This window comes from Streptomyces canus (genome assembly GCF_041435015.1).
Lineage (GTDB): Bacteria > Actinomycetota > Actinomycetes > Streptomycetales > Streptomycetaceae > Streptomyces > Streptomyces canus_G.
This window is the reverse complement of the sequence record NZ_CP107989.1, coordinates 517,347-537,485: the sequence shown is the minus strand read 5'-3', so window position 1 is coordinate 537,485 and position 20,139 is coordinate 517,347. Positions and strand designations below refer to the sequence as shown.

Annotated in this window: 21 protein-coding genes and 1 pseudogene; 15 read left to right on the top strand and 7 right to left on the bottom strand. The window is 69.8% G+C overall.

Annotation, left to right across the window (positions count from 1 at the left end; genetic code table 11):
* Positions 1 to 111 precede the first annotated feature (111 nt).
* Entirely contained in the window at positions 112 to 354 is a 243-nt protein-coding gene (locus OG841_RS02580) for an MmyB family transcriptional regulator (RefSeq protein WP_371570544.1), read from the top strand.
* A gap of 144 nt (positions 355 to 498) precedes the next feature.
* Here the strand turns inward: OG841_RS02580 and OG841_RS02575 are convergent, their stop codons facing one another.
* Complete coding sequence (locus OG841_RS02575) at positions 499 to 1,164, bottom strand: TetR/AcrR family transcriptional regulator (protein WP_328642986.1); 666 nt, start codon at positions 1,162 to 1,164, stop codon at positions 499 to 501.
* A 16-nt stretch (positions 1,165 to 1,180) separates the two neighbouring features.
* A complete protein-coding gene (locus OG841_RS02570) occupies positions 1,181 to 1,939 on the bottom strand; it encodes an SDR family oxidoreductase (RefSeq protein ID WP_328642987.1) in 759 nt (252 codons plus the stop codon).
* Between the two features lie 113 nt (positions 1,940 to 2,052).
* Between OG841_RS02570 and OG841_RS02565 the strand changes: the two genes are divergently transcribed.
* Positions 2,053 to 3,000: a quinone oxidoreductase family protein gene (locus OG841_RS02565; protein WP_328642988.1), complete on the top strand. Its 948-nt coding sequence runs from the start codon at positions 2,053 to 2,055 to the stop codon at positions 2,998 to 3,000.
* A gap of 236 nt (positions 3,001 to 3,236) precedes the next feature.
* Here OG841_RS02565 and OG841_RS02560 read toward each other — a convergent pair whose 3' ends face one another.
* Complete coding sequence (locus OG841_RS02560; RefSeq protein ID WP_328642989.1) at positions 3,237 to 3,692, bottom strand: MarR family winged helix-turn-helix transcriptional regulator; 456 nt, start codon at positions 3,690 to 3,692, stop codon at positions 3,237 to 3,239.
* Between the two features lie 72 nt (positions 3,693 to 3,764).
* Between OG841_RS02560 and OG841_RS02555 the strand changes: the two genes are divergently transcribed.
* The 8 genes from OG841_RS02555 to OG841_RS02520 all read left to right on the top strand — a co-directional run bounded on the left by OG841_RS02555 (position 3,765) and on the right by OG841_RS02520 (position 11,889).
* Complete coding sequence (locus tag OG841_RS02555) at positions 3,765 to 4,556, top strand: SDR family NAD(P)-dependent oxidoreductase (protein WP_328642990.1); 792 nt, start codon at positions 3,765 to 3,767, stop codon at positions 4,554 to 4,556.
* A gap of 248 nt (positions 4,557 to 4,804) precedes the next feature.
* On the top strand, positions 4,805 to 6,340 hold the full coding sequence (locus tag OG841_RS02550; protein ID WP_328642991.1) for an aldehyde dehydrogenase family protein: 1,536 nt from the start codon (positions 4,805 to 4,807) through the stop codon (positions 6,338 to 6,340).
* Between the two features lie 245 nt (positions 6,341 to 6,585).
* Positions 6,586 to 7,038: an aldo/keto reductase gene (locus OG841_RS02545; protein WP_371563029.1), complete on the top strand. Its 453-nt coding sequence runs from the start codon at positions 6,586 to 6,588 to the stop codon at positions 7,036 to 7,038.
* 416 nt (positions 7,039 to 7,454) lie between these two features.
* Complete coding sequence (locus OG841_RS02540; protein ID WP_371563026.1) at positions 7,455 to 8,393, top strand: ABC transporter ATP-binding protein; 939 nt, start codon at positions 7,455 to 7,457, stop codon at positions 8,391 to 8,393.
* Positions 8,390 to 9,229 (top strand): ABC transporter permease, encoded by an 840-nt coding sequence (locus tag OG841_RS02535; protein ID WP_371563023.1) that lies wholly within the window; start codon positions 8,390 to 8,392, stop codon positions 9,227 to 9,229. Before OG841_RS02540 ends, OG841_RS02535 begins: the two co-directional genes overlap by 4 nt.
* A gap of 27 nt (positions 9,230 to 9,256) precedes the next feature.
* Positions 9,257 to 10,540, top strand: coding sequence for a sensor histidine kinase (locus OG841_RS02530; protein WP_371563020.1), 1,284 nt, complete (start codon positions 9,257 to 9,259; stop codon positions 10,538 to 10,540).
* Entirely contained in the window at positions 10,537 to 11,205 is a 669-nt protein-coding gene (locus tag OG841_RS02525) for a response regulator transcription factor (RefSeq protein WP_328642996.1), read from the top strand. The genes OG841_RS02530 and OG841_RS02525 overlap by 4 nt, the downstream gene beginning before the upstream one ends.
* Positions 11,206 to 11,304: 99 nt before the next feature.
* Positions 11,305 to 11,889 carry a TetR/AcrR family transcriptional regulator gene (locus tag OG841_RS02520; protein WP_328642997.1) on the top strand — a complete coding sequence of 195 codons (585 nt, stop codon included), beginning with the start codon at positions 11,305 to 11,307 and terminating at the stop codon, positions 11,887 to 11,889.
* A 135-nt stretch (positions 11,890 to 12,024) separates the two neighbouring features.
* On the opposite strand, the pseudogene OG841_RS02515 reads toward OG841_RS02520, so the two are convergent.
* Positions 12,025 to 12,324 (bottom strand): annotated as a pseudogene (locus tag OG841_RS02515) (aromatic-ring hydroxylase C-terminal domain-containing protein); the annotation flags it as partial.
* A gap of 565 nt (positions 12,325 to 12,889) precedes the next feature.
* Between OG841_RS02515 and OG841_RS02510 the strand changes: the two are divergent.
* The 4 genes from OG841_RS02510 (at position 12,890) to OG841_RS02495 (ending at position 16,716) form a co-directional block, all read left to right on the top strand.
* Complete coding sequence (locus OG841_RS02510; RefSeq protein ID WP_328642998.1) at positions 12,890 to 13,633, top strand: hypothetical protein; 744 nt, start codon at positions 12,890 to 12,892, stop codon at positions 13,631 to 13,633.
* A gap of 38 nt (positions 13,634 to 13,671) precedes the next feature.
* On the top strand, positions 13,672 to 14,661 hold the full coding sequence (locus OG841_RS02505; RefSeq protein WP_328642999.1) for a hypothetical protein: 990 nt from the start codon (positions 13,672 to 13,674) through the stop codon (positions 14,659 to 14,661).
* Complete coding sequence (locus OG841_RS02500) at positions 14,661 to 15,764, top strand: alcohol dehydrogenase catalytic domain-containing protein (RefSeq protein ID WP_371563014.1); 1,104 nt, start codon at positions 14,661 to 14,663, stop codon at positions 15,762 to 15,764. The genes OG841_RS02505 and OG841_RS02500 overlap by 1 nt, the downstream gene beginning before the upstream one ends.
* A 64-nt stretch (positions 15,765 to 15,828) precedes the next feature.
* The gene (locus tag OG841_RS02495) at positions 15,829 to 16,716 is read left to right on the top strand and encodes an SDR family oxidoreductase (protein ID WP_371563011.1); all 888 of its coding nucleotides are present in this window, start codon (positions 15,829 to 15,831) and stop codon (positions 16,714 to 16,716) included.
* Positions 16,717 to 16,751: 35 nt separating this feature from the next.
* Here OG841_RS02495 and OG841_RS02490 read toward each other — a convergent pair whose 3' ends face one another.
* The 3 genes from OG841_RS02490 to OG841_RS02480 all read right to left on the bottom strand — a co-directional run bounded on the left by OG841_RS02490 (position 16,752) and on the right by OG841_RS02480 (position 19,039).
* Positions 16,752 to 17,381 (bottom strand): TetR/AcrR family transcriptional regulator, encoded by a 630-nt coding sequence (locus OG841_RS02490; protein ID WP_371563008.1) that lies wholly within the window; start codon positions 17,379 to 17,381, stop codon positions 16,752 to 16,754.
* A 50-nt stretch (positions 17,382 to 17,431) separates the two neighbouring features.
* The gene (locus OG841_RS02485) at positions 17,432 to 17,893 is read right to left on the bottom strand and encodes a MarR family winged helix-turn-helix transcriptional regulator (protein WP_328643003.1); all 462 of its coding nucleotides are present in this window, start codon (positions 17,891 to 17,893) and stop codon (positions 17,432 to 17,434) included.
* A gap of 93 nt (positions 17,894 to 17,986) precedes the next feature.
* Positions 17,987 to 19,039 carry an ABC transporter permease gene (locus OG841_RS02480; RefSeq protein WP_328643004.1) on the bottom strand — a complete coding sequence of 351 codons (1,053 nt, stop codon included), beginning with the start codon at positions 19,037 to 19,039 and terminating at the stop codon, positions 17,987 to 17,989.
* A gap of 127 nt (positions 19,040 to 19,166) precedes the next feature.
* Here OG841_RS02480 and OG841_RS02475 point away from each other — a divergent pair, with 127 nt between their 5' ends.
* Positions 19,167 to 19,655, top strand: coding sequence for a MarR family winged helix-turn-helix transcriptional regulator (locus OG841_RS02475; RefSeq protein ID WP_328643005.1), 489 nt, complete (start codon positions 19,167 to 19,169; stop codon positions 19,653 to 19,655).
* Positions 19,656 to 20,139 lie beyond the last annotated feature (484 nt).

Sequence of the window (20,139 nt, the reverse complement as noted above, 5' to 3'; positions counted from 1 at the left end):
CCCGTCGGTCCGCCGAGTCCGTAGCCGTTCGCGTCACCTGAACTGACCGGCTGATCACCGGGCAGTCATGACCTCGCGCACTCAAGAAAAGCAAAGGCGACTGCCCAGAACCTGGTCCGGCAGTGGTGGGCAGGCCGCCAGGTGCCCTGCCTGCAAGTCGGCTCCAAGAGGCTGAGCCATCCGGTCGCCGGTGACCTCACTCTCGACCGGGACAGCCTGACCTCGACAGCCGACCCGGCACAGCAGCTGGTGATCATGACCCCTGAGCCCGGGACCCCGTCCCATGACGGACTGCGCTTCCTTGCGTCCTGGACGGTTGCTCCGTACGGGCGGGCGCGGGATACGACAGCATGACCGAAACAAGGCAGGCTGCCGTGTGAACGGTCGTCCGTCGCCGGCCGACCCGCACCCTCTCAAACGGCTCGCAACGGACCACCTCCAGGATCGCGCGCTTCGCATCATCGATGTCGTACGCCGCCGGAGGTTCCCTTCCGAGGCTCACTTCTTGGGCGCGTTCCACAGCTCGCTGAGTTCCGCCCAGTCCGGAGCCGGACTCTGCACCGCGGTGGGCCCGTCGGTGGTCGACGTGCGCAGTCCGGCGAGGATCAGATCCAGGTACCGCAAGTGGAGCGTGGTGGCGCGTTCGTCGGTGACGGGGATCCGCGCGGTGAGGTGCTCGAGCAGCAAGGGCACGTCGGCGGAGGTGAAGTCGGCGCGCAGCACGCCTGCGCGGTGGGCGCCGTCCACGAGATCGTCGAGAGCGGCCCGGAGTTGGTCGGCGGCGGCCACGATCTCGTCGGTGGCCGGAAGCCGGCCGCCCACCAGCGGGAGCAGCGGGCCGCCCGCACCCTGGGCCGAGAGCGCGTCCCGGAGGAAACGGGCGAACGCATCCCAAGGATCGGGCTCCTCGGCGAGGGCGGTGCGGGCCTGGGTGACGAGCTGTTCCATCCCCACGATGCGCATTCGCTGAGCCAGCAGTTCCTTGCTGGGATAACGGCGGTAGAGGCTCCCCATGCCGATGCCCGCCCGGCGGGCGATCTCCGAGACGGGGGCGTCCCAGCCGAGCTCGGCGAAGACTTCGCGCGCAGCCCGCATGAGGCGGGCGTCGTTGCGGTCCGCCTCTTGGCGGCGGCCGCGCGGTCTACCGGTCTGCGTGTCACCCATGGACAGGTATTTTCCTCTACCGGCGTGCCAGGCCGTACCCACCGTCGACGGTGAGCACCTCGCCGGTCACGAAGGCGGCTTCCTCGCCGACGAGCATCGCGATCGCCCGGGCCACGTCCTCCGGCTCCGCGACCCGCCCCAGGGGCGTGTTCTCCGCCAGCCGCCGCTGGAACTCCTGCGGCATGAGCGCACTGCTCTCGGTACGGACGTAACCCGGTGCCACGACATTGACGTGGACGCCGACCGGACCGGCCTCATGGGCGACGAAGCGGGCGAAGGTGTTCAGGGCGGCCTTGGCGGTGCCGTGGGCGGCCATGCCCGGGGCGGGCGGACCGTCAGCCACGGCGCTGGAGACATACACGATGCTTCCCTGTCCCTGGGCGCCCATGAGCCCCAGTGCCCGTTGGGTGAGCGTGTAGACGGATGCGAGTTCGTCCGTCACCTTCGTCCTGAAGTCGTCCCAGGCGAGGTGCTGCACAGGAGTGGGGGTGAAGCGGGCGCCGGCGTTGCAGACAAGGACATCCAGGCGCCCGTCGGCCGAGGAGCGCTCCAGGAGTTCGGTCGCCTGGATGGGGTCGTACACGTCGGCCTGCACGGCGAAGGCTTCGCCGCCGTCGGCCTCGATGAGCTTGACCACCTGGTCGGCCGCTTCGCGGTGGGAGAAGTAGTTGACCGCTACGCGGTAGCCGCGAGCTGCCAATGCCCGCGACGTGGCAGCACCGATTCCCCGGCTCCCGCCGGTCACCAGGGCCGTGGGCTTGGTGGTGGTGTTCATGTGTCCTTCCATGTCAGGCGATTGGTTTCCCAACCTATCGGAGCGGAGCGCTCCGTTCAAAAAATTGCTTGCGAAGGGGAATCGGCCCTTCCAGCACCGTGTTGTCGTCTGACATGAGCGAAGCAGTAGTAGCGCGTGCCTACGGTGGTCCCGAGGTGCTGTCGGTGATCGATGTCGCCGTAGCGGAGCCCGGGCCCGGTCAGGTGCGCATCGAGGTCCGCGCCGTCGGCGTCAATCCCTTCGACCACAAGATGTACAGCGGCGCCTTCGGAACCGATCCGGCCAACCTGCCGATGCGGCTCGGCGCCGAAGCGGCCGGTGTCGTGACCGCTGTCGGTGCCGACGCGACCGGTCCCGCGGGCCCGATCCAGATCGGCGACGAGGTGATCGCGTACCGAGCGCCCGGCGCGTACGCGTCCGAACTCGTCGTCCCGGCCTCGTCGGTGGTGCCCAAGCCCGCCGCACTCTCCTGGGAGCAGGCGGGAGGACTGATGGTCACGGGCGTCACTGCTGTGCACGTCCTCGAAGCGATCGGCCTGCGCGAGAAGGACTCGGTGCTGATCCACGGCGCTGCGGGTGGCGTCGGCCTGATGGCCGTGCAGCTGGCTGTCGAGCGCGGCGCGACGGTACTGGGAACGGCGAGCCCGGCCAAGCACGACGTACTGCGCGACCTGGGGGCGCTTCCCATCGCGTACGGGCCGGGCCTGGCGGACCGCGTGCGTGCGGCAGCGCCGCAGGGCGTCCACGCGGCTGCCGACCTGGTGGGCACCGACGAGGCGGTGGACGTCTCGGTGGAGCTGGTGGCGGACCGGTCCCGCATCGCGAGCGTCGCGGGGTTCGAACGCGGGGCCCGAGCCGGTATCAAGCTCCTGGGCGGCGGGCCCGGCGCGGACCCCGGCACAGAAGTCCGCGCCGCCGCGCGCCTGCAGCTCACCGAAGCCGCGGGGGCCGGGCGACTGCGCGTCCTGATCGCCGCCAGCCATCCGTTGCGCGAAGTCGCCGCGGCGCATCGGCAGATCATGACCGGGCATACGACGGGGAAGATCGTCCTCGTCCCGTGACCCGACACCCGGCTGCACCGGCGGCTTCGTACGGTTGATCGTTGCCGCCGTTGCACGGGTCCCGACATGCTGCTCGGCCGTGAACCGTGTCCGTCGAGCGAGTGGTCGCCGCTTGCGCCGCGGGGCGAGCCCCGTGGCAGCCGGCGCGCAATGCGCCGAGACCGCGGGGGGGGGAAGAGTCCGCGTGCGCCGGGCCGGTGCCCCCGACGCACCAGCGTGGCCGGCGGCCGACGGACTCAGGCGTTGCGTACCGTCTTGCTCACCTGGTCGAGCAGCGTCCGCAGCTGCGCGCTCTCTTCCGGTCCCAGCCCCTCGGTGATGTGCTGCTCGATGTCGGCGATCACCTGGTCGGCCGCGCGCAGCGCTTCCCGTCCGGCGTCGGTGAGGTGCAGTTCCTGCACGTGCCGGTGGCGCGGGTGCTCGCGCCTCTCCAGCTGCCCGCGGCCCTCCAGGCGTGCCACGAGGGAGGCGACGGCCTGGGGGGTGACGTTGAGGCGGCGGGCCAACTCGGCGCCGGCCAGCCCTGGTTCGCTGTGCACCGACATCAGCAGGGTGTAGTGCGCGGCGGCCATGCCCAGCGGGCGCAGCCGCTGTTCCTTGAGCGTCTGCACCGCCAGTTCCGCGCGGCGCAATGCCCAGGTCACCCGGTCAAGCGCGCCGAGCCCCACGGGCTCCTCGTCATCACGTATCACCCGCCAAGAGTACGACACTTCATAACTATCAAGCGTTTGACACCAGGCTAGCGCTTGAGTCATGCTCGACGTATGACTCGCATGATCGCTCTCATCACCGGCGCTTCCTCCGGCATCGGCGCCGAATTCGCCCGTCTGCTGGCGGATGACCACGACCTCGTCCTGGTCGCGCGCCGCGCGGACCGGCTCGGCGACTTCGCAGAGGAACTCCGCGCCCGGGGTGCGGCCGTGGAAGTGCTGCCCGCTGATCTCGGCACCCACGAAGGCATCGCCGCCGTCGCCGCTCGCCTCACCGCAGGGGATGTGCGCCTGCTGGTCAGCAACGCCGGCGCCGGCGGCTACGCCCCGCTCGTCGATGTCGACCCCGCCGACGTCGACCGACTGCTCACCCTCAACGCCGTGGCCCCCGTTCAGCTGGTCCGCGCCGCGCTTCCCGGAATGCTCGCCGCCGGAGAAGGCGCGATCATCACGGTGGCCTCGCTGCTGGCCTTCAGCGGGGGCCTGACCAATCCACGCGCACCCCGACGCACTCTCTACGCGGCGGCGAAGGCCGCCACCGTCGCCTTCACCCGGACCCTCGCAGGTGAGCTCGCCGACACGCCCATCCGTACGCAAGTGCTGCTGCCCGGCGTCGTGGCCACGGAGTGGAACGAAGGCGTCGGCCGCGACATCCCCTGGGCGATGACCCCGCAGGACGTCGCCTCGGCCAGCCTTGCCGGACTGCGCCTGGGGGAGACCGTGTGCGCCCCTGGTCTGGAGGACCAGGCCGCCGCTCTTGACGCCCTGCTGGCCGCGGAGTCCGCTCTGCTCACCGGCGGGAACCAGCCCACCCCCGCGGCTCGCTACCGCAACCCCGAGGCATAGATGCGGGCGCCTCCTCGGCGCTGCCCCGGCCCGGCCACGCGTCGCCCTCCGACGGCTGCGCCACGTCCGTCCGCCGAGGGCGCTTCCGGATATGCGGCTACCGGTGCCCAACTGCCAAGACCTGCTTCACGTCGGCCCACGCCGACCGCAGTCCAGCGGCCATTCGTGCCGAAGACCACGTCCGCCACCTGGCCCTCACTCACGGGTGCGTCTCACTCGGGCGGACGTAAAGAGACAAGGGAAGACCCATGACCGAGAACACCCCGACGATCACCCGTGACGGCGTCATCGGATACGACGCGACCGAGATCGTCACCATCGACCAGGCCACCGGAGCCGAGTTCGCGCGATACCCCGTGGCCGGCAAGGAAGAGGCTGCCGCAGCCGTCGCCGCCGCACGCTCGGTCACCGAGGCCTGGTGGGACCTCGGATTCGAAGGCCGGGCGGAGCGGCTGCGCGCGTGGCGGCGGCAGATAGCTTCGAGCGGTGAGGAGGGCGCCGCACTCATTCACGCCGAGAACGGCAAGCCCCTCGACGACGCCCGCGTGGAGGTGCTCGGCACGCTCGAGCACGTGCAGTACGCCGCTGACAACGCCGCGCGCGTCCTGGAGCGCCGAGAGGTTCAGGGCAGCCCCACCACGCCCAACCAGCGTGCGTGGGTCGAATACCAGCCCTACGGAGTGGTCGGCGTCATCGGCCCCTGGAACTTCCCCCTGCTCACTCCCGCGGCCATCCTCGTCGACGCGCTCGCGGCCGGGAACGCCGTAATCCTCAAGCCAAGCCAGATCACGCCCGGCGTCGCCGAATGGCTCGTCCGAACCTGGCAGCGTGCCGTTCCGGACCTGCCGGCCGTCCTGCAGAACCTGAACGGATACGGGGCCACGGGGCAGGCGCTCATCGAGGCCGGCCTCGACAAACTCGCGTTCACGGGCAGCGTCGCCACGGGCAAAACGGTGGCCGCCCAATGCGCTCGGACCCTGACCCCCGTTCTGCTGGAACTCGGTGGCAAGGACGGCGTCATCATCGCCGAGGACGCCGACCTGGACGAAGCCGCCGCTCACGTCGTGTGGGGTGCCATGCAGAACACCGGGCACGGGTGCATCAGTCTCGAAGTGGCCTACGTCGTCGAATCGGTGCACGACGAGTTCGTCCGGAAGATCAGTGAGCTTGCCGGGCAGGTACGCGTCGGCAGCGACGAGGATGCGGAGATCGGGCCGGTTCCGCTGCCGAGCCAGACCTCCATCATCCGCGAACACATCCAGGACGCTCTGGAGCGCGGCGCGACAGCCACCGTCGGCGGCCTCGACGCGGTGGGTGACCGCTATGTCGCGCCCACCATCCTGGTCGGAGTGGCCCCAGACGCCCTCGCGGCGACGGAGGAGACGTTCGGGCCCACGCTGGCGGTCATCAAGGTCGCCGACGCCGATGAGGCCGTCGCTCACATCAACGCCGGCCGGTACGGACTGGGCAGCGCCGTCTTCAGCCGCGACCGCGGTGAAGCCATCGCCCGTCGGCTCCGCGTGGGAATGACCAGCATCAACGATGCCCTGGTGTTCTCCATGAATCCCGCGGTGCCTTTCGGCGGTCGCGGCGACAGCGGTTACGGGCGCAAGCAGGGGGACGAGGGGCTGCGGGAATTCGCCTACGCGCACTCCTTCACCGCCAAGACCGGCCCCGCCCGGTTCTCCGCCTCGACCTTCGGCAGGCCACAGGGGGCCATGGCGGGAGCCCTCGCCGGCGCCCGTAACAGGATCCTGGCCGAGAGCGGCGAGAAGTCGGACTGATTCACCTCACGGGCGCCGACGGGCGTTCCGGGGCCGAGCCCGGCCCGGAACGCCCGTGCCCTCACGCGCCTGACATCGGCCCGCCAGGTACCCGGGTTCGAGACGCTTCACGTCTTGGACCGGATGCCGGACGCCGGGCCGATGTCGGGCGCGTGGGAGAGCCGCTGCCTCAGGCGGCTCCCGAACGGCTTGGAGTTCACCGCCTGCCCCGTTCGAGCGGACTCGTCCACCTGCGGATCGGGGCGATGACGCCTCCGCACGGGGACTGGCTCGCCGAGCCCTTCGAGGCGCTCGCCGCGCTGTGGGAGGAGGGCCTGATCCGTCACCTCGGCCTCAGCAACGTCGACACCGACCATCTCGTGGAGGCCCGCGCGATCGCCCCGGTCGTGGCGGTGCAGAACCAGTTCCACGCCGCCAAGCGCCACGACGCGGAGCTGCTTTCCGCCTGCGAGGAGGCCGACATCGCGTTCGTGCCGCTCTTCCCGCTCGGTGGCCGCCGGGAACTCGACGACGAGCGGCTGGCCAAGGTCGCGGCCCGGCACGGCGTCGCCGTGTCGCAGATCGGCCTGGCCTGGCTGCCGGCCTCCTCGCCGGTGACCCTGGCCATTCCTGGCACGGGCTCTCCGACGGATCTGGAGGACACCATGGCCGTCGCCGGGATCAGCCTCGGCGAAGAAGACCTCGCCGACCTCTCCTGACGTCCGCGGGCGGCACCCGGCCCGTCGTCTCTCCGGCCGCCCCGAGGTTCCCGAACCCCGTTTCATCCGCTGCTTGTCGGCACGGCTTCGCCTGCTCCCACGGCAGACCGCGGACCGCTTCCTGTCATGCCGCCACTTGCTTGAGGGAGGACTGCGCCACGCCGTGGTCATCGTCATCGTCATCGTCGTCATCGCCCAGCCGTGGCCGGCGTCCTCCGCGGCGGCCGGATGCCTGCTGCGACCATGCCGGAGCCGACGAACTCGGAAAGCACCGCAGGTAGGCCCGTAGTACCGCGGTACCACGCGTATGGCGTAGATCAGCCTCCAGGTACCACCGGATCGGGGTGATTCGGCGCCTAGCGTTGCCGGTGCGGCGTCGAAGTGACGGACGCCGGAGCCCGACAGAAAGAACGCGAATGATCGACGCACGGCAGTTGACCAAGAAATACGGCGAGAAGACAGCCGTCGACGGGCTGGACTTCGTCGTGAAGCCGGGCACCGTGACGGGCTTTCTGGGGCCCAACGGCGCGGGCAAGTCCACGACCATGCGCATGATCGTCGGCCTTGATGCCCCGACGAGCGGCTCCGTCACCGTGAACGGCAGTCACTATGCCCGCCACCAGGCGCCGCTCCAGGAGGTCGGCGCGCTCCTGGAGGCGAAGTCGATCCACCCCGGCCGCTCGGCGTACAACCACCTCAGGGCCCTCGCGCTGACCCATGGCATTCCGAGCCGCCGGGTCGACGAGGTCATCGACCTCGCGGGACTGAGCAGCGTGGCGAAAAAGCGTGCCGGCGCCTTCTCCCTCGGCATGGGCCAACGGCTGGGCATCGCCGCGGCTCTGCTGGGCGACCCGCAGACGGTGATGCTGGACGAGCCGGTCAACGGGCTGGACCCGGAGGGTGTGCTCTGGATCCGCAACCTGCTGAAGGGGCTCGCCGACGAGGGGCGGACGGTGTTCGTGTCGTCGCACCTGATGAGCGAGATGGCCCTGGTGGCGGACCACCTGATCATCGTGGGGCGCGGGCGGCTGCTGGCCGACACCACCGTCGCGGACCTGATCCGCGAGGCGGGCGGCGACACGGTGAAGGTCGCGACGCAGGACCCGACGCGGCTGCGGGACGTCCTGGCCGGGCCGGGTGTCGACGTCACGGGTCGGATCGGCTCCGAGGAGCTGCAGGTGACGGGGCTGTCGGCCCGCGAGATCGGGTTGAAGGCGGCCGAGCACGGGATCGCCCTGTTCGAGCTGAGCGCGCGGACCGTGTCGCTGGAGGAAGCATTCATGGACCTGACCAGGGATGCCGTGGAGTACCACGGCTCCACGACCGGCATCGAGACCCTCGGGAGGTCCGCATGAGCACCCTCGCCGCACCCGCCGAGGAACCCCGGACCACCCCTGCCCGCCCCGCGTACCGGGTGACCGGGCGGCGCGTGCTCTCCTCAGAATGGGCCAAGCTGTGGTCCCTGCGCTCGACCTGGATCACCTTGGGCCTCGGCCTGCTGTTCCTGGTGGCCTTCGGCCTCATCGCCGCGAGCCGGTACAAGTCCGGGATCGACTCCGGCAACCTGGACCGGGACTTCGCCGATTCCACGACCGTGAGCCTGTCCCTCTTCGGTACGAACTTCGCCCAGCTGGCCCTGGGCGTGCTCGGCGTGCTGGTCACGGCAGGGGAGTACTCGACCGGCATGATCCGCTCGACGCTGGCGGCGGTGCCCCGCCGGCTGCCCGTCCTGTGGTCCAAGGCGGCCGTGTTCGGGCTGGTCGCGCTGGTCGTGGGGACGCTGGGTGCGTTCGTCGCCTTCCTGATCGGGAGCGGAATCGTCTCGGGCACGCCCGCGGCCATGAGCCTCTCGCACGCGGGCGTCCTGCGGAGCCTGCTGGGTGCGGGGCTCTACCTCGGCCTGGTCGGGGTGATCGGCGCCGCCCTGGGCGCACTGCTGCGGTCGGTGGCCGGCGGGATCTCGGTCCTGGTGGCCACCCTGATGCTGATCCCCGGACTGATCTCACTGCTGCCGAGCTCCTGGCAGAACGACATCAGCCCCTACCTGCCGTCCAACGCGGGGGAGGCGATGTTCGCCCTGACTCACGACTCCACGACCCTGTCGCCGGGTGCCGGACTGCTGGTGTTCCTGTGCTGGACGGCGCTGGCGCTGGGCGGCGCGGCGTACCGGCTCGTGCGCAGCGACGTCTGACGCCCGCACCATGGACAGGTGACGTCCGTGACCACCGATGACATCAGCGGGATGGCACCGCTGGTCGCCCGACTGTCCCGGGGCGGCCAGCGGCTGCGGCATGCCGACCGGAGACATCCGTGGGTACTGGACACCGCGGTCGTCGTCCTGGTCTTCCTGATGTTCTGCCTGCCCGACCTGATCCACGGAGGTGCGGACGACGGCGACGGCCCGCGCCGGTTCCGGCTCGCCTTCACCCAACTGCCCGTCGCGGGAACGCTGGCCCTGCAGGTCGGCCTGGTACTGCCCCTGCTGTGGCGGCGGCGCAAGCCCGTGGTGGCCTTCGGTGTCATCGCCGCGGTGTTCGTCCTCCAATGGTCCCTGGGCGCGGCGCTGCGCGCGGATGTCGCCCTCTTCGTCGCCCTGTACAGCCTGGCCCTGCACGGGAGGCTGCGACAGCTGCCGTGGGCCTGTGCGGCCATGGCGGGAGCCATGGTGCTGGTCGCGGTCCGCGTGTCGTCGGCGGTGTCCGTCGGGGACGCGCTGTTCTTCCTGCTGAGCACGGCGACCGCGGCGCTCGCGCTCGGGATGATGGTGCGGATCCGCCGGGCCCAGCTCGCCGGACTACGGGATCGGGCCGCCCGGCTGGAGATCGAGCGCGACCAGCGCAGCAGGCTGGCCACGGCCACCGAACGCACCCGGGTCGCCCGCGAGATGCACGACATCGTCGGCCACAACCTGTCCGTCATCATCACGCTCGCCGACGCCGGCACCTACGCCACGGACATCGCACCCGAACGCGGCAAGGAGGCCCTGCAGCTCATCGGCGACACCGGCCGACAGGCCCTCGGCGAGCTGCGGCGCGTGCTCGGCGTGCTGCGCGAGACCGCGGACGGTCCCCCGGACAGGGCCGAACTCAGCCCGCAGCCCGGCATCGCGGACATCGAAGCGTTGTGCGCCAAGGTGCGCGCCGCAAGGCTTGAGGTCGTCTACCGGACCTCCGGCGACGTGGACACCCTGGACAGCGGGGTGCAGCTGACGGTGTACCGCATCGTCCAGGAAGCCCTCACCAACACCCTGAAGCACGCCGACCCCGGCACCCGGGTACACCTGGCGATCCTCGTCGAGGACAGCCGACTGACCATCCGGGTCCTGGACACCGGCCCGGCCGCACCGCCCGGACCGCCGAACGAGGAAGGACATGGCCTGGTGGGCATGCGGGAGAGAGCGGCCTTGTACGGCGGTACCGTCAGAGCGGGACCGGCGGGCGGCGGAGGATGGAGCGTCGAGGCCGACCTCGACCTCACGCCCGGAAGCGGCGGTGACCGATGACCACCGTGCTCATCGTGGACGACCAGCCGCTGCAACGTTACGGATTCCACCTGCTCCTGGACTCCGTCCCCGAGACCGACGTCGTCGGTGAGGCCGCCCACGGCGGCGAGGCCGTCCGCAAGGCCGCCGAACTGCGCCCCGACGTCGTCCTGATGGACGTCCGCATGCCCGGCATGGACGGCATCGAGGCCACCCGCCGCATCGTCGCCGCGGGCGGCCGCTCGCGCATCCTCGTGCTCACCACCTTCGACCTCGACGAGTACGTCCACGCAGCCATCCGCGCCGGCGCCAGCGGCTTCCTCCTCAAGGACGCCCGCCCCGAAGAACTTCTCGCGGGCATCCGCGCGGTCGCCGTCGGCGACGCCGTCATCGCGCCCGCTCTCACCCGCCGCCTCCTTGAGGAGTTCGCCCAGTACGTCCCCTCCCACAGAACTGACCCCGCCGAGGACCCGAGGCTCACCTCCCTGACCGACCGTGAGCGCGAGATCCTCGTGGCCATCGGCAAGGGCTGGACCAACGGGGAGATCGCCGCGCGATTCGTTCTGTCCCAGTCCACGGTCAAGACGCATGTCGGCCGCGTCCTGACCAAGATCGGAGCCCGGGACCGCATCCAGGCGGTGATCTTCGCCTACGACCACGGCCTCGCCCGGCCCTCCGTGGACTGAACCGACGAGCGGTGGCCGCCGTGCGACTCCTGAACAGGGCGTGAGCTGCCGGGTGTCTACACTCACATGAGATGTGGTGAACTCATAGGAGGACTCGGGATGCCGCGGAACCGCCAACAGATTCCCCGGGAGGAGCGCACGGGTGATCTGCTAGCCGCGGCCACCGAGCTCTTTCTGGCGAAGGGCTATGCCAAGACGACGATGGCGGACATCAGTTCCGCCGCCGGCGTGGCCCGGGGCAACGTCTATTGGTACTTCGACTCCAAGGACCACATCTTCGCCGCCGTCATGAACCGCATGCTCAGTCGCGAGATCCGCATCCTGAACGAGGAGCAGGTCGGTGCAGATCCACTGAGCCGCCTGGTGCGCGGGCTGTCCGACATGCGCTATTCACGGCCGCTGCACCAGGCCATGCACGACCGGCTTCCTCACTCGGAGGCAGTTCGCGAGGCTCACAACACCTTCCTGAACTGGATCGTCGGACTGGTCGACGAGCTCATGGCCGAGCGCGGCCTCGACGACGCCCCTGGCATCGATGCCGCACTCGTCCGCGATGTCGCGGTCGCTGTGTTCGAAGGGGCGAACGTGCCCAACGACCGGAACAGACCGGCCCACGAGATGATCCGGTTTCTGATGGAGTCCGTCCTGGCCAGGTGTGCGGGGCCCCAGGGGCGGAAGCGCTGAGCGCGGCCTCGGACGAGGTGAGTCCCGACTCCCGCTGATACCCCGCCCCGCACCGGCCGCTTTCCCGTGGGGACGCGGGAGCGTCGCCCCGCGCAGCATGTCGAGCACGGCGACGGGATCCGCGGGAGCCCTCCGCCCCCGCCGGCCGACGTGACCGTCCGGGCGGACGAGCACCAGTGGCCGCTCGTACAGCTCTGCCGCGGCCGGGTCGGCGAGGCGCAGCACCGCCAACGGCACACCGCACCGGCGGGCGGCCTGCACCAGTGGCGTCGGGTCCGCGAAACCCGAGACCACGAGCGTGAACCCGCGCCCGAAGTGGTCGAGCACCGAACTGCCGTCGGGCAGCCAGACGTGCGGTGCGCGGCAGCCGGGCCACCTCGACGGGCGTACTCGTCCGGCTCGTCGGGCGGCTCCGGACTGCCGTCCGGCACGCAGATCGGGGAGCCGCTGCAGCGGTATCCGAGCTGGACGCCCGTCCAGCGGAACTCCTTGGCACGGAACCGGCGGATCTCCTCGCCCATCTCATGTCGGCCCCGAAGCAGCCCGGCGAGATGCCGCACCCGGCCAAGATCCAGCTCTCTCGTGCTGGTCAGACGTAGAAGATCTGCCTTCCTGAGCAAGGGTCGGACCGCTCATGACCCGACCTCTTGAACCGGGGTCAGGATTGGACGCGCAAGCCTGTGCATGGAAGACCTGGCAAAACACAAGACTTTTGACAGGTCAGGTGCGGTGCTACGCTCATCTCGGGTTCAAGAGGCGGGGATGGTCATGGCGACTCCCGCTGATCAGGACGAGGTCGGGAGCCGCTGCCTGGCCCTGGTTGGCGGATGCCACCAGGACACCACCACCCACCCGTTCCGCCGTACCGGCGGCAAGCGGCGCATCAGGCGCCGCGCCTTCAGGCCGCTGCCCTCACCGTTGACGGGCAAGGAGGGCATTCCAGCCGGAGAAACGGCGCCCTCACCACATGATTCCGGCAGGCTACGGAGGACATGACGACATGAGTACACAAGACAAGGACAGCTTCGGCGGCGGAGACCCCTGGAAATACATCCAGCCGTGGGACGAGGAGCGTTTCGGCCCGGAGGTCCACGACGTCAACCAGCGGGTGAAATGGGAAATGGCCATGGCCATCGCCGGTGGCCTGCCGTACATCTGGCAGGAGCTGGCGCGGCCGATCTCCGAGATCGTCTACGGTCTGCTCGAACTCCGTGCCGGAGACCGGGTTCTGCTCATCGGTGAGGGCATCGCGCCCTCCGGATGGGTCGAGGACATGCAGGCCATCGTGGGGCCGGACGGCGTCATCGACACCGTGGAGATCATCAAGGACGGACGAAACGCCGTCCTGGGCAAGATCCCCGGCCGGAACGGCCAGATCGGCTGCTGGCGCTGGGCGTACACGGACGGGGTGGACGACGAGGCATACGACTGCGTCGCCGTGCTGCAGGCGACACAGCACTGTGACGACTGGCAGGAGACGGCCGCGGATCTGCTGCGGGTGATGAAGCCCGGTCGGCGCATCGTGCTGGCCGAAGCGGTCTTGAAGGGAGCGACGTTCTCCTCCCGTATCAACTCCGACGTCCACCTTCGGCAGTGGTTCGACAAACTCTTCGCGCACGTCCCCGTGGACGACATTCCCTACTACTCCGGAGAGCAGATCCGCGAGGCGTTCGGGGACAAGGTCGACAGCCCGCAACTCATGGAATGGAAGGGCATCGAGATGTACTGGGGCCGAAAGAGGTGACCGCCCAAGGACAGGTACGCAAAGACAAGGTGGTCCCCGTGAGTGTCGTAGAAGACGTCATGGTCCTGGGTTCCGATCATCCGTTGCGCAGTATCGTCCGCGACGAGCACCTGCTGCTCTCGCCGCCGCATGCCCCGAAGGTGCCCGTCAAGCTGTGGCAGGAGCACCCGCCGTTGACCGTGGTGCACTACCCGCAGCAGTACGAGCCGGAGGCATTCGCCCCGCCGCGCGGCGTCTACGAGAACGACGAGATCCGCGTCGAGTGGCAGAAGATGGACGGCCGGCAGCCGTTCTACCACCGCAACTGCGACGTCGACGAGATCTCCTACCAGATCGGCGGCGAGCGGACGCTGATGTCCGAACTCGGCGTGATCGAGTTCCAGCCCGGCGAGTTCTCCCGCATCCCACGCGGCGTCGCCCATGACAACTACGGCCGCGAGGACAGCCACCTGCTGTTCTACATCCCCGCACCCGTCACCGAACTGGCGCCGGCCCAGCGGGAGTCCGGGGCCGTGTTCCCGCCGTTCCCCGGCTGGCAGCCCGGCGAGGCCAACGAGGCGATCACGCAGTGCATGGCCGCGCTCGGCCACGACATCACCGTCTTCGGGGTCGACGAACAGCTCCTGCTCGAGCAGGTGCACCAGGAGGACCGGCGGATGGCGGTGTTCCGGTCCGATCCCGGTCAGGACGTCACCTGGCTGTACACGACGGATCGCATCCGCCTCGGCATGGTCACCACCACCCCTGGCGGGCAGCGCCGCTACCGGCGCACCCTCGACGCCGACGAGATCCAGTACCAGGCCCACGGCCACCGCACGCTGATCACCCAGCGGGGCGTCGTCGAGCTCCAGCCGGGCGACTTCGTCCGCATCCCGCTCGGTATCTCCCACACCAGCGTCGTGACCGAGCCCGGTGACCACGTCAGTCTTCTCTCGCAGCAGGAACTGCCCCAGGTCGCCGAGACCACGCGTACGGCGGATGCCTACACCCCCGCACGCCTCCCGAGCCTCACCGTGGAGGTCGGCTGATGGCCACGATGCTTGCCCTGCGGGCGCACCAGGGCGCCGAAGCACTCGTCCTGGAGGAGGTGCCCGTCCCCGAGCCGGGTCCACTCGACGTGGTCGTGAAGGTCGCCTCCGCCGGCCTGGCGCCGGGCATCATGCGGTTGCTGAGGATGGGGGCGCTCAAGCAACTGCCCACGACACTCGGCCACGAGGCCGCAGGCGTCATCTCCGCTGTCGGCTACGACGTCACGGGCCATGCGGTCGGCGACCGGGTGCGCGTGCACCCCCTGCTGAACTGCCGTGAGTGCGACTACTGCCGTACAGACCGGGACATGATGTGCGCCCAGCAGGCCATGCTCGGCCACGCCGCCTTCGGTGATGGCCCGATGCCGCTGTACGAGCAGTACCACGACGGCGGGCTCGCGGAGTACGTCCGTGTCCCGCACTGGCTGATCGATTCGCTGCCGGACTCCGTCGGCTTCGACGTCGCGGCCAAGGTCCAGGATCTGGCCAACGCCGTGCGCGCACTCAAGTGCGCCGACCTTCCGGAACGGGCCACCCTCGTGGTCACCGCCGCGACCGGCACCATGGGAACCGCGACGGTCAAACTCGCGGAGCACTTCGGAGTCGCCCGTCTGATCCTCGTCGGCCGCGACTCCGACCGTCTCCACCGGGTCGCCGGGCTCGCCGGCGGCATACCGGTCGGCGTCGTCGCACTCGACGAACTCCCCGAGAACTGGTCGACCGACGGCACCCTCACCCGTCGGCTGCGTGAGCTGGCACCCGAGGGAGCCCATGCCGTCATCGACTTCATCCCGGAGGGGCCCGCCCTCGGCCAGACCATGGCCGGCATGGCCACCGGCGGCACACTCGTGCACATGGGCGGCAACTCCACCCCGCTGGCACTGCCCCCCATCGACCTGATGATGCACTGCTGGCGCTTCGTCGCCACGCGCGCCTACACCCGCCAGGACGCGACGGACGTCCTTCGTCTGCTCGCGACGGGCGCCCTCACCGCCGACGAGCTCATCACGCATCGTTTCCCGCTCACCGAAGCGCGCAAGGCCATGGACGCGATACAGCAACGGGTCGACGACCCCATGTGGATGACCGTGATCAACCCCTGACCCTACGCACGCGCGCGAGGCGACTCCGCGGAGTCGCCTCTGAACAGCGAGAGGAAGCAGGAACGTGTCCGAATCAGAAGGCGTACGCAGCCAGGAGCCGCCACTGATCGCGGTGATCGGGGCGGCCGGGCTCTGCGGTACGTACGTGCTGGAGGCCGCGCTGCGAGCTCCCTTCCGGGTCCGGGCCGTGGTGCACGGCCCGGCAGGGCGGGAACGAGTGGCTGCCCTGGGCGTGGACGACATCGTCGAGGCCGACCTGGAGAAGCCGGACACCGTCCGTCAGGCGCTGGAGAACGCGGACTTCGTGTTCATGATCCCGCCGGCGTTCCACCCGGAGGAAGACATGCTCGCCATCAGGGCACTTGAAGCGGCTGAGCACGCGGGTGCGCGCCGGTTCGTGTACCTGTCCGTCCTGCACCCGCACACCCCCGGGCTGCGTCACCACCTGCGCAAGGCGAACGCCGAGGCCGCCGTGCGGGCCTCGCGGCTGAACTGGACGATCCTTCAGCCCTCGATGTTCGCGCAGATCGTCCTGTCGACGTGGGGGAGGGCTCCGGCAGGCCCCGTCGGGGTGCCGTTCGACGTCGACAACGAGTTCTCGTTCATCGACCTGCGGGACCTCGGGGAAGCCGGCGTCAAGGTGCTCTCCGAGCAAGGCCACGACTCGGCGACCTACGAACTCGCGGGGCCCGCCCTGACGTTGGCCGAGGCGGTGCGGTTCGCCGGGCGGGCACGAGGAGTGGATCTGGAGGCGCGGACGGTCGACTGGGCGGACGCACCGCTCCCGCCGGGAGTGGCCGACTCCGCGTCCCGGGCCTCGGACATGCGCGCCATGTGGCAGGGCTACGACCGGCACGGCCTGCGCGGCAACAGCAACGTCCTGCGGATGCTGCTCGGCCGCGCACCCGCGTCCTTCGAGGAAGCGGCCACTGTGTTCGCCGCGCGCGGCTGAGCGCCGCAGCGACCGCGCCCCCGGCGCCTACGCGTTCAACTGCGCGGGGAGCCGACAGGCCGTAGCCCATGGAGGACGGTGTCGACGATCTGTTCGGGGAGTCCATCCGGGAGGTCGGGGTCGTGGCGTACGAACGTGCGGATGAGCAGGGGGGCGACGAACATGTCGATGGTCAGTTCCAGATCGATGCCCGTACGGAGCTCCCCCTTCAGCTGGCCTCGCCGGAGGATCTCCAGTCCGAGGTCACGCCGGGGAGTGATCACGCCGGAGTGGTAGGCGGCCCATATCTTCGGGCTGCTTCTCATCTGGGCGTGTGCGGTGTGCAGGACCGCCGACGAGCGGCCGGCCAGGCTGCGTTGGCGCAGTGACTCCAGCAGAACGACCAGGTCGTCCCGCATCGACGTACCGGGAAGCTCTCGCTCGGCAGGCTCAGCGGCGCGGATGACGTCGACGAAGAGGTCCTCCTTGTCGCTCCAGCGGCGGTAGATGGCCGCCTTGCCGACACCGGCGGTGCGGGCGATGCTCTCGACGGAGAGCTCTGCCAGCGGGACGCCGTCCTCGAGAAGCATCAGCACCGCTTCCAGGATGGCCCGTTCCACGGCCTTGCTGCGGGGACGACCGCGGGTGGAACCGTACGACCGACGACGGCTCTCGGCACGGCTCATGGCGTTGCGTCCTCTCGCCCCCGGAAGTGGCGACCGCTGGACGGCCAGGGTCAGTTCAGCGATCGCGTGTCGATGGCGAGGGCGTCGGGGTTCAGTTCCTCGACCAAACGGTAGAGCAGACGGTGAATGGCGTCTTTGTCCTCCGGGGAGAGCGGCGCGGTCGTCTCCCGTTCGATCCGCCTCGCGATCGACGTGGCACGAGCGGTCGTCGCGCTTCCCTCGGCCGTCGCGAACAGGCGCATGCTACGGCGGCTGGTCGGATGCGGCTCCCGTCGCAGCAGTCCTCGCTCGACGAGCTGGCTCACCGCGGCTCCCATGGACTGCGCCGTGATGCCGGAGCGGCGCGCGATCTCCGCGGCGGACACCCCCGGCGTCCACAGGACCTGCTGCAGAGCGTTGTGCTGCGCCAAGGTGAGGTCCTCCGCGCGCAGTGCCCGCTCCAGTCGTCCGGCGATGATCTGGGAGAACTGCCAGGCGAGGTATCCGGTGGTGGGGAAAGCGGCGTCGGTCACGGCCGCAGTCTACGAGAGCGAGGTGCGCAGCTTGCGAGCGTGTCACCGGTCAATGGAGCTGGGACTGCGCCGCGTGGCGCGCAGGCTGACGGGTCAGCCGACGGCTGCGCGACGCGGTCCGCGGGCATCGAGCCAGAGGAGCACCACGGCGCCGACGAGGATCCACGCCACCAGGACGACGACGCCCGCGGTGAGACCGTCGTTGTTGAAGTGGGACAGGCCTTGGACGGCTCGTACGCCGACTCCCACCGGGAGGATCTCCGAGAGCGGATGCAGCCAGCCCGGCAGGTAGGCGGTGGGCAGCGTGCCACCGCTCGTGCTGTTGCCGAAGGTCAGCAGGACCACGGCGGCCAGTGACATCCCGGCGCGGCCGAAGAGACGCATGAACAGCATGGTCGCGCTGCCGATGGCCGCGGCCATCAGCGCGATGACCCCCGCTATGCCCAGGAAGGGACCCGGCAATGCAGAGAAGCCCAGGCTGCCGGCCATCGCCGCCACGAGGACGCCGGCGAGGACGCTGAAGGAGGCGAGGCTGACCAACCTCCACCGGTACTCCAGCCGCGGAGCCATCTGGTACGTCATCATGCCGAACAGGAACCCGGCCAGCACGACGCCGAACCCGGCGTAGAACACCGACATACCGCGGGTGTCGCCCGCCGAGGCCGGTACGACGTCCTGCACTGTCAGCCGGTCTCCGCTCGACTTGGCGACACCGGAGAAGGCACCGGTGACCGTCGAGGTCACCGAAGGGCCGTTGGCTCCGGCATACAGCAACTCGGCGGACTTTTCGGGGCCGGTGACATAGGCGGCGTACACCTTTCGATCCTGCAGCGCGTGGCGGGCCGCGTTCGCGTCGGGGTAGCGCTTCACCTCGAATCCGCCGGGCAGCCCGAGTTCCAGCCCTCCGGTGATCTGTTCGAGCCGTGGGGTCGTCCCGACCACGGCGACCGGTAGGTCGTGAGGCCGCGGGGCGTGAAATGCGGCCAGGAACACGCTGACGAAGATCGAGCCGATGGCCAGCACGATCGCGACGGGGAGCAGAACCCCCTTCATCCCGGTGGCGCCCTGCGGCGCCGGAGCGGTGTCCATCGCGTGGTGATGGTGCGCATGGTGCGGCTCGGCGGAAGTGGTCGGTGGCGTGGACATGGGGCCCTCTCCAAGTTCTTCTTGTAAGGCACCTTCTAAGGTACCTTCTATTTGTACCATAGAAATATCAGGCACCTTACTTTTGGAGTTGCTGATGGGGCGTCCTGACGCACATCCCCCGACGCGCATGGGCTACCTGGCGTGGCAAGTGGTGCACGTGATGGGGGCGCGTCTTGAGAGAGCGTTGCGCTCGCTCAACCTCACGGCGGCCCAGCACAACGCTCTGCAGCACGTCGTCTGGAGTCCCGGCATTTCCGCGGCGGAGATCGCGCGTCGGACCGGCCTCACTCCCCAGTCCATGGGCGCCGCTGTCAACACGCTGGTCGACCGCGGCCTTCTGGCTCGCCGTGAACACCCTTCGAGCCGCAGAACCGTACAGCTGACCATCACCGACAGCGGTGCGAAGGTCGCCGAGCGGGCGCGGGGTGTGGTGGAACACCTCGACGAGGAAGCCCTCGCGGTCCTCGCTCCCGGCGAGCGCGCGGTCGTACATACCCTGCTGCTCCGGATGCTTGCCGAGCTCAATCCCGATGCTCTGCCGACGACGGACCTGCGTGACACGAGCCGAGTGCGGCGTGCCGCGCCGCCCGCTCACTCTCTTGACAGCGAGTCATGAGAGAGGTTGGCGCCGAGTGGCTTCCGAGCAGGCCTTGACTGAAAAGTGCCCCAGAACTAGCTTGGCTCCAGTTCAAGAGAGCTTCAGTGAAATGAGCCACGGGCGACGGCGAACTGCCGAAAAGAGCTGCTCGAACAGGCCATCGGACCACTCGCGAACGAGGCGCACCTCGCGGAGCGCATAAGGCCATCGGCAGGACCCGGCAATCACCCGCGCGCCCTCGAGGGAGAGTGGACATGCCCGACGACCGTCCCTTCCAAGCCGTGACTCCGCCCACCGAACCCCGCCCCCAGCCTCCCGCCGAGGCCACCCGGCGAAGATTCATCGCCGTGACCGCCGCTGCTTCAGGAGCCGCAAGTGGTCGGCGGCCTGGTCGCGGGGGCGCCCGCGCGGGCGGCCGAGACCGCGCCAGGCCGTCGTGTCTCCGCGGCGGTCGCCGGCGTCCAGGGAGCCGATTCCAGGCGCCCGACGCCAGGCCCGCCGC

Excerpts from the sequence above, each read along its gene's own strand:
- OG841_RS02565 (WP_328642988.1), top strand. The coding sequence starts at position 2,053 with ATGAGCGAAGCAGTAGTAGCGCGTGCCTACGGTGGTCCCGAGGTGCTG.
- OG841_RS02490 (WP_371563008.1), bottom strand. The coding sequence starts at position 17,381 with ATGAGCCGTGCCGAGAGCCGTCGTCGGTCGTACGGTTCCACCCGCGGT.
- OG841_RS02475 (WP_328643005.1), top strand. The coding sequence starts at position 19,167 with ATGGGCTACCTGGCGTGGCAAGTGGTGCACGTGATGGGGGCGCGTCTT.
- OG841_RS02500 (WP_371563014.1), top strand. The coding sequence starts at position 14,661 with ATGGCCACGATGCTTGCCCTGCGGGCGCACCAGGGCGCCGAAGCACTC.
- OG841_RS02540 (WP_371563026.1), top strand. The coding sequence starts at position 7,455 with ATGATCGACGCACGGCAGTTGACCAAGAAATACGGCGAGAAGACAGCC.
- OG841_RS02535 (WP_371563023.1), top strand. The coding sequence starts at position 8,390 with ATGAGCACCCTCGCCGCACCCGCCGAGGAACCCCGGACCACCCCTGCC.
- OG841_RS02575 (WP_328642986.1), bottom strand. The coding sequence starts at position 1,164 with ATGGGTGACACGCAGACCGGTAGACCGCGCGGCCGCCGCCAAGAGGCG.
- OG841_RS02545 (WP_371563029.1), top strand. The coding sequence starts at position 6,586 with ATGACGCCTCCGCACGGGGACTGGCTCGCCGAGCCCTTCGAGGCGCTC.
- OG841_RS02525 (WP_328642996.1), top strand. The coding sequence starts at position 10,537 with ATGACCACCGTGCTCATCGTGGACGACCAGCCGCTGCAACGTTACGGA.
- OG841_RS02520 (WP_328642997.1), top strand. The coding sequence starts at position 11,305 with ATGCCGCGGAACCGCCAACAGATTCCCCGGGAGGAGCGCACGGGTGAT.
- OG841_RS02480 (WP_328643004.1), bottom strand. The coding sequence starts at position 19,039 with ATGTCCACGCCACCGACCACTTCCGCCGAGCCGCACCATGCGCACCAT.
- OG841_RS02550 (WP_328642991.1), top strand. The coding sequence starts at position 4,805 with ATGACCGAGAACACCCCGACGATCACCCGTGACGGCGTCATCGGATAC.
- OG841_RS02510 (WP_328642998.1), top strand. The coding sequence starts at position 12,890 with ATGAGTACACAAGACAAGGACAGCTTCGGCGGCGGAGACCCCTGGAAA.
- OG841_RS02570 (WP_328642987.1), bottom strand. The coding sequence starts at position 1,939 with ATGAACACCACCACCAAGCCCACGGCCCTGGTGACCGGCGGGAGCCGG.
- OG841_RS02555 (WP_328642990.1), top strand. The coding sequence starts at position 3,765 with ATGACTCGCATGATCGCTCTCATCACCGGCGCTTCCTCCGGCATCGGC.